Consider the following 6,707-nt stretch of genomic DNA (forward strand, 5'->3'; position numbering starts at 1 on the left):
GGACGCCGAAGGGATATGGAGTTTTATTCGATGTGACGTGGACCTGCGGGTGAGGTTCAACAATGTGCGCCTGGACGGTGTGCCGCAGGAAGTGGTGGACGATGCCTCGTCCACGCCAGGTACTCAGGCAGAGATGCTCATTCGTGCTGAATCTATGTCTGTCGATCGCTACCCAGCGGCGACTTCACCGTGATCTTCGATGCGATGCCCCGTGCGTACGTCATTGGTGTGCCACCAACGGCTTGCACTGGGTATGACTGCCCGGTTGTAAATAGGCCGACAGGAACGGTGCCATGCCCTTGAGCACCTGCACGGGCAACGCCGAGGTGAACTTGAAGTTCTGCGCCGAGGCCCCTGGGACGTAGGCGGTGAGCGTGCCGAAATGATTGTCGCCGATGAAGAACACGAATGTGGCGGTGCGGTTGATCGACTTTGAGCTGATGACCCGTCCGCCGGCACCGATGGCTTCGATACGGTTATCGCCGGTGCCGGTTTTGCCGCCCATCGCCAGTGGTGTGCCGTCAGCCTGCAGGAAACTACCGGCTACCCGTTTCGCGGTGCCGGCATCGACCACCTGGGACAACGCACCGCGCAACGACTGGGCCACTTCTACCGGCATCACCTGCTTGCCGTTTTCCGGGTTGCTGAGCAGCCGTGTTTCATAAGGCGTATCGACCGCAAACTGCAGGCTGTCAACGCGCAGCACGGGGCGACGGATGCCATCATTGAGGATCGTACCGACCAGTTCCGCCAGGGCGGCGGGACGGTCGCCGGAGCTGCCGATAGCGGTGGCCAACGAAGGCACCAAATGATCGAACGGATAGCCGACTTGCTGCCAGCGCTGATGAATGTCCAGGAACGCTTCGATTTCCAGCATGGTGCGGATGCGGCTGTCCCGGGCGCTCTTGTGCCGGCTCTTGAACAACCAGCTATAGACCTCCTGGCGCTCGAACCGGCTGGCTTTGACGATCTGGCTGAACTTGGCATCTGGATTGTTCAGCAGATAGCCCACCAGCCATAGGTCCAGCGGATGGACTTTGGCGATAAAACCCTGGTCGGGCAGGTCATAGTTGCCCGGGCCGTAGCGGTGGTAAAGCCGTTCCAGGCGTTCGTCGGTGAGCTTTTTAGCGCTCTTGGCCGACTTGAGGTGCGAACGCACAAAGTGATTGAAGCTCTCCTGGCTGTCGCCGGGAAAGAAGTAGCGGTGTACGGCGGCCAGGCGGATCGACGTGGGGCGCATGCCGTCGAGGAACGTTTCGAGACGCTGGCCTGTGTCCTTTTTCCGGTACTTCTTCCAGAACCTGAGCAGGAACGTTGTGCCTTCGCGGTCAGCAAACTGCGCCAGGTACTCCTGGCGGCGCGGATTCTTGTCGTCCTTGAGCAGCTCCGAGCTGCTGTTGGGACCCGCATACGTGGCGTAGCGCACCAGGTCACGCATCAGGCGAATGAACGGCAGGTTGATCGACTCGCGCAGGGCGTCCCGCAAGGTGGGGTTGCGGCCGTTATCTTCTCTACGGAAATTATTGAAGGTGTGCCGCCCGCCGCCGGTGAAAAACGCCTCGCCGGGGCTGGCCGAATAAGTGCGATCCAACGCCGCCTCAAGCATGCTCGGCAGGTTGCGATCGTTGTGCTGGATCAGGTAATCGATGGCCCAGCGGGAGAGGCGGTCCTGCTCGTCGATCTCGGTTTTTTTCAATGTTGTCGGGGACTCGTGGGCATAACGTTCGTGCAGTTCGGCGATGATCTGCAGGTAGGTGGTGAGCACCCGTAGCTTGGCGGTGGAGCCCAGTTCCAGTTTGCTGCCTTCGTTGATATCGAAGGGTTGGTCGGTGCTGTCGGTTTGCACGCGCACGCGCGACCCGTCCGGGGTCAGCTCCAGCAGGGTGAAGCTGTAACGCACCTGGGCGGTGCTGGTAGGCGTCAGAAGACGTTCGCCCATCAGGCCGATTTCGGCAGCGAACGCAGGGTCCGCCAAGCGCTTGAGGTAATCGGTAGCCTGGGTCTGCAAGTCGTTTTGCAAGGTGCTGGTGGCGGAGAGGTCCAGGCGATCGAGGTCGTAATACGAGCGGTTGAGCAGCGTGGCAAGGCGATTGCGGGCGGCGCTGATGCCTTTGTTGATTTCGCTGGGCTGGAAGGTGGGTTGCTGCACCCAGTCACGGTAACTGACTTTGCTCGCCAGGGTCGCCTGGGCCAGCGAGGCATCGATCACGCCATTGTGTGCCAGCAGCCGGACGTGGCTGTCGGTCAGGCGCGCCAGTTCGTCATGGCCCTTGGACAGGTAATAGGATGGACGGCGCTGGGCGATCATCAACGACAGCATCTCTCGCAGGGCCAGGCCTTTTTCCGCGAGGCTGCCTGGGTCCGTCGCGTTACCGGACAAACGTTCGTTGGCACGCTTGAAATCGGCGCCATACCATACCCGCAAACCTTCAGCCATGCCGTGGACTTCACCATGCCCTGGCACGGCAGAGAGCGGCACGCTGTTGAGGTAATCACGGATGACGTTCTGCCGCGCCTCAAGGGTCTGTGGGCCTGTCTGATAGGCACGCACACTGGCGGAAATCATCTGGCGAATTTTCTCCGCCCCCGACCCGGTGAGGCCATCGTCGGAGTGGCGATATTTTTCCAGCTGCGTCGCCAATGTACTGCCCCCGGCGGACTGCCCCGGCAAACTCAGGAACTTGGCCACCTGGGACCACGCCGCCATGCCGAAGCGCGGCCAGTCCACTGCCGGGTTGGCCTGGGGTTGCTTGGGGTCGAGCAAAAAGCGGTTCTCGATGAACAGCAGGCTCTGCACCACCACGGGGGGGATTGCCTCGAAGCTTGCGTACAGTTGCTGCGGATACTTGAACTGGTACAACGACGCGCCGCGGCAATCGGTGATCGTCAGGCCGGTCTGGGGCTTTTCCGCGTAGGGGGCAAACAGGCCCTTGTCGACGTAGTTCATCAAGGCTGGGGAGAAACGAGCCTGGGCCTCAATCACGTAATTGCGCTTGAGCAATCGAGGCAGAAATTCACCCAGCGAGCTATAGCCCAATCGCCGGTCGAACGGCCCCCCCCCGGGGTAGACGATGGCGTCGCTGGGGCCCGGTTGCACCGAATAGGTCAGAGACGCGGCGTACCGGCTGATCTCTCGGGCCTGAAACCTGGATGTGCGAATTTCCTGGGCCACCGCCAGGCCGACCACCACCACGATAATCAACAGCAACAACCAGAACGCTCGCCAGCGATGCCCTGCTCGGCGTTTTTTTGGGGGTAAAGGTGCTTCTTCCATACGTTCAGTCGGGCCCACAGGTTTACTCGAATCGGTTTGCCATAACGCGCCCATAGTCGACTGATCCATTCACGCATTGATCGGGACTTGCTTGAAGCTTAGACGGTGGTGGCGCGGGCGGCGGGGAATTTGTGGACACCGGATGTAAGAGACGGTTGTTGTTCTCGATGGCTGGTGGGCTTTTGTGGCGAGAGAGCTTGCTCCCCGCTCGACTGCGTAGCCGTTGCAACGGCTGCATGGCTGAGCAGTATTCCAAAGCTGAAAAGCCCGGGGCGGCGGTCGCGCCCAAGAACCCCGTGCTAGAGCCATCGACATGTCCACAGGCATGACGCTGCACCCTCCCTGTGCAATACTCGACGCCGTTTATGAATTGGCTGTAAGCCAGGCAATACGTCTCCATAAGGACGTATTTTTATGAGGTTTATCCCTGATTTCTCCCGGTTTTACAGTGAAACTCTCTGCCTCTGGCTTTTTATACTGCACGGCCCGCTGATCCTGCGGCTTTTTTTCTCCAGGACGGTCTGTCCATAAAGCAGACCTGGTTTCGGCAAGGTGGCAGGCCTATCGGTTTGCGGCTTTGGAGACTCGGTGGTCAATCCAATAACAAAACGAGGTTGTATCCCTATGCCTGTCGGCAATCATTCGCCCCATGGCGAGACCACCCAGGGTGGTCCGCTCAAACGTGAACTCGGTGAGCGGCATATCCGCCTGATGGCGCTCGGCGCCTGCATCGGTGTCGGGTTGTTCCTCGGTTCGGCCAAAGCCATTGAAATGGCCGGTCCGGCGATCATGCTGTCCTACATCATTGGCGGCCTGGCGATCCTGGTGATCATGCGCGCTCTCGGCGAAATGGCCGTGCATAACCCGGTGGCCGGTTCGTTCAGCCGCTATGCCCAAGACTACCTCGGCCCATTGGCAGGCTTTCTGACGGGCTGGAACTATTGGTTCCTGTGGCTGGTGACCTGCGTGGCGGAAATTACCGCGGTGGCGGTGTACATGGGCATCTGGTTCCCTGATGTACCCCGCTGGATCTGGGCCCTGGCGGCGTTGGTCAGCATGGGGTCGATCAACCTGATCGCGGTCAAGGCTTTCGGTGAGTTCGAATTCTGGTTCGCCCTGATCAAGATCGTGACCATCATCGCCATGGTCATCGGTGGTGTTGGCATCATCGCCTTCGGGTTCGGCAACGACGGCGTGGCCCTGGGCATTTCCAACCTCTGGACCCACGGGGGCTTCATGCCCAATGGCGTGCAAGGTGTGTTGATGTCGCTGCAAATGGTGATGTTCGCGTACCTGGGCGTAGAGATGATCGGCCTGACGGCCGGTGAGGCGAAGAACCCGCAGAAAACCATCCCCAACGCCATCGGCTCGGTGTTCTGGCGAATCCTGCTGTTCTACGTTGGCGCGTTGTTCGTGATCCTGTCGATCTACCCGTGGAACGAGATCGGCACCCAAGGCAGCCCGTTCGTGATGACCTTCGAGCGCCTGGGCATCAAGACCGCTGCCGGCATCATCAATTTCGTGGTGATCACCGCCGCGCTGTCCTCCTGCAACGGCGGGATCTTCAGCACCGGGCGGATGCTCTACAGCCTGGCGCAGAACGGCCAGGCCCCGGCCGGTTTCGCCAAGACCTCGGCCAACGGCGTCCCACGTCGCGCCTTGCTGCTGTCCATCGCCGCATTGCTGCTGGGTGTGCTGCTCAACTACCTGGTGCCGGAGAAAGTCTTCGTCTGGGTGACGTCCATTGCCACGTTCGGCGCGATCTGGACCTGGGTGATGATCCTGCTGGCCCAGCTCAAGTTCCGCAAAGGCTTGAGCGCTTCCGAGCGCGCGGCGTTGAAGTACCGCATGTGGCTGTACCCGGTCAGCTCGTATCTGGCGCTGGCATTCTTGGTATTGGTCGTGGGCCTGATGGCGTACTTCCCGGATACGCGCGTGGCGCTGTACGTCGGCCCGGCGTTCCTGGTGCTGCTGACGGTGTTGTTCTACACCTTCAAATTGCAACCGTCCGGCGACGTAGCGGGGCCGGTGCGTTCAGTTTCGTAAAGTGATAGCGCTGTAAAACAAGAGCCTCGGTCGGAAATGACCGGGGCTTTTTTGTAGGGTTGATCCTGACCGTTCGTCGGAATCGGTGTTCGGCCTGTAAGTTCTGACAGTAGATCCGCGCAACACCGTGGCCTAGCTTGAAAGCCCGCCAACTGGCAAATGGTAAATGGCAAGGCAGGCACGATGAAGGGTTTCTCTGCGTTGATGGTGATCGCACTGGTCAATGGGCTGATCCATTGTCAGGTTTTTTTCTTGCTCAATGACGCTGTCGGATTGACCCAGGCCGATAGCAACCTCGCGGCGTTTTGCGTGGCGGCCGTGTTTTCGTTTTATGTGAACGCGCTTTACATCTTCGAGCCGGGGGAGTCATGGCGCGGTTATCTCTTGTTCAATTGCGCGATAGGCGCCGTAAGCTATGGAATCGGCTCGATTGGCGATGGCCTGGATTTGCCTGGATGGGTGACGGTGGCTTCGTACTTCTTGTTGAGCCTGCTGATGGGTTACAGCTTTTACCGGTTTAAGTTACTTCATGGTCACCATCGAGTATGAGCGCTCCGCAGCAAGCGTTGCAGTCGACCACAAAAAGGCCTGAGGCTTCGATTCCTTTCGTGGTCGATCTGGACGGAACGCTCCTCAAGTCCGATGCTCTTTTTGAGTGCGCAATGGCTTTTGTCCGTAGCCAACCGTGGAGATGTTTGACACTGCTTGGTTGGCTTATCCAAGGCAAGGCCTATCTGAAGAAGCAGCTGGCTCAGTCAACCTATATCGATGTCAGCCTGTTGCCTTACAACCCTGACGTCTTAGGGGAACTCTGAAAAAGACTTCCTGATTTGGCAAAATCACCGGACACCAGTCGCCGAGCTTTTCAATGATGAAACAGATGACCTTCGCCGACGCCGAGTACGCAGGCAAACGCAAGCAGACCCGTAAGGAGTTGTTCCTGATCGAGATGGATCATGTAGTGCCCTGGAAGGGCTTGATTGCCTTGATCGAGCCGCACTATCCGAAGGGCGAAGGTGGTCGTCCGGCCTATCCGCTGATGGCGATGCTGCGTGTGCACCTGATGCAAAACTGGTTCGGCTACAGTGATCCTGCGATGGAAGAAGCACTGTATGAGACGACCATCCTGCGTCAGTTTTCCGGTCTGAGCCTGGAGCGAATTCCGGACGAAACCACCATTCTCAATTTCCGTCGGCTGCTGGAAAAACACGAGCTGGCCGCTGGAATTCTCGCTGTGATCAATGGTTATCTGGGCGATCATGGTCTGTCGTTGCGTCAAGGGACCATCGTCGATGCCACGCTGATTCATGCGCCCAGTTCTACCAAGAACAAAGATGGAAAGCGCGATCCTGAGATGCATCAGACCAAGAAAGGCAACCAATACTAC

At 58.9% G+C, this 6,707-nt stretch carries 6 protein-coding genes; 5 read left to right on the forward strand and 1 reads right to left on the reverse strand.

The features are described from left to right. Nucleotides 1-49: 49 nt before the first annotated feature. Complete coding sequence (locus AACY31_RS26310) at nucleotides 50-193, forward strand: hypothetical protein (RefSeq protein WP_339483417.1); 144 nt, start codon at nucleotides 50-52, stop codon at nucleotides 191-193. Between the two features lie 27 nt (nucleotides 194-220). On the opposite strand, the gene AACY31_RS26315 is transcribed toward AACY31_RS26310, so the two are convergent. Then, nucleotides 221-3,328 (reverse strand): transglycosylase domain-containing protein, encoded by a 3,108-nt coding sequence (locus AACY31_RS26315; protein WP_339505376.1) that lies wholly within the window; start codon nucleotides 3,326-3,328, stop codon nucleotides 221-223. A 570-nt stretch (nucleotides 3,329-3,898) separates the two neighbouring features. On the opposite strand from AACY31_RS26315, the gene AACY31_RS26320 reads away from it, so the two are divergent. The 4 genes from AACY31_RS26320 to AACY31_RS26335 all read left to right on the forward strand — a co-directional run. Continuing rightward, a complete protein-coding gene (locus AACY31_RS26320; RefSeq protein ID WP_339483418.1) occupies nucleotides 3,899-5,320 on the forward strand; it encodes an amino acid permease in 1,422 nt (473 codons plus the stop codon). 183 nt (nucleotides 5,321-5,503) lie between these two features. Beyond that, on the forward strand, nucleotides 5,504-5,869 hold the full coding sequence (locus AACY31_RS26325) for a GtrA family protein (protein WP_339505375.1): 366 nt from the start codon (nucleotides 5,504-5,506) through the stop codon (nucleotides 5,867-5,869). Beyond that, entirely contained in the window at nucleotides 5,866-6,135 is a 270-nt protein-coding gene (locus tag AACY31_RS26330; protein WP_339483420.1) for a hypothetical protein, read from the forward strand. The genes AACY31_RS26325 and AACY31_RS26330 overlap by 4 nt, the downstream gene beginning before the upstream one ends. A 56-nt stretch (nucleotides 6,136-6,191) precedes the next feature. After that, nucleotides 6,192-6,707 (forward strand): IS5 family transposase (locus tag AACY31_RS26335; protein WP_339505377.1); only part of this gene is annotated, 516 nt, incomplete at its 3' end.

It is taken from the genome of Pseudomonas sp. RL_105y_Pfl2_101, from assembly GCF_963970585.1.
Classification (GTDB): Bacteria; Pseudomonadota; Gammaproteobacteria; order Pseudomonadales; family Pseudomonadaceae; genus Aquipseudomonas.

Coding starts and splice junctions, on each gene's coding strand:
- AACY31_RS26325 (WP_339505375.1), top strand. CDS start 5,504: ATGAAGGGTTTCTCTGCGTTGATGGTGATCGCACTGGTCAATGGGCTG.
- AACY31_RS26315 (WP_339505376.1), bottom strand. CDS start 3,328: ATGGGCGCGTTATGGCAAACCGATTCGAGTAAACCTGTGGGCCCGACT.
- AACY31_RS26320 (WP_339483418.1), top strand. CDS start 3,899: ATGCCTGTCGGCAATCATTCGCCCCATGGCGAGACCACCCAGGGTGGT.
- AACY31_RS26330 (WP_339483420.1), top strand. CDS start 5,866: ATGAGCGCTCCGCAGCAAGCGTTGCAGTCGACCACAAAAAGGCCTGAG.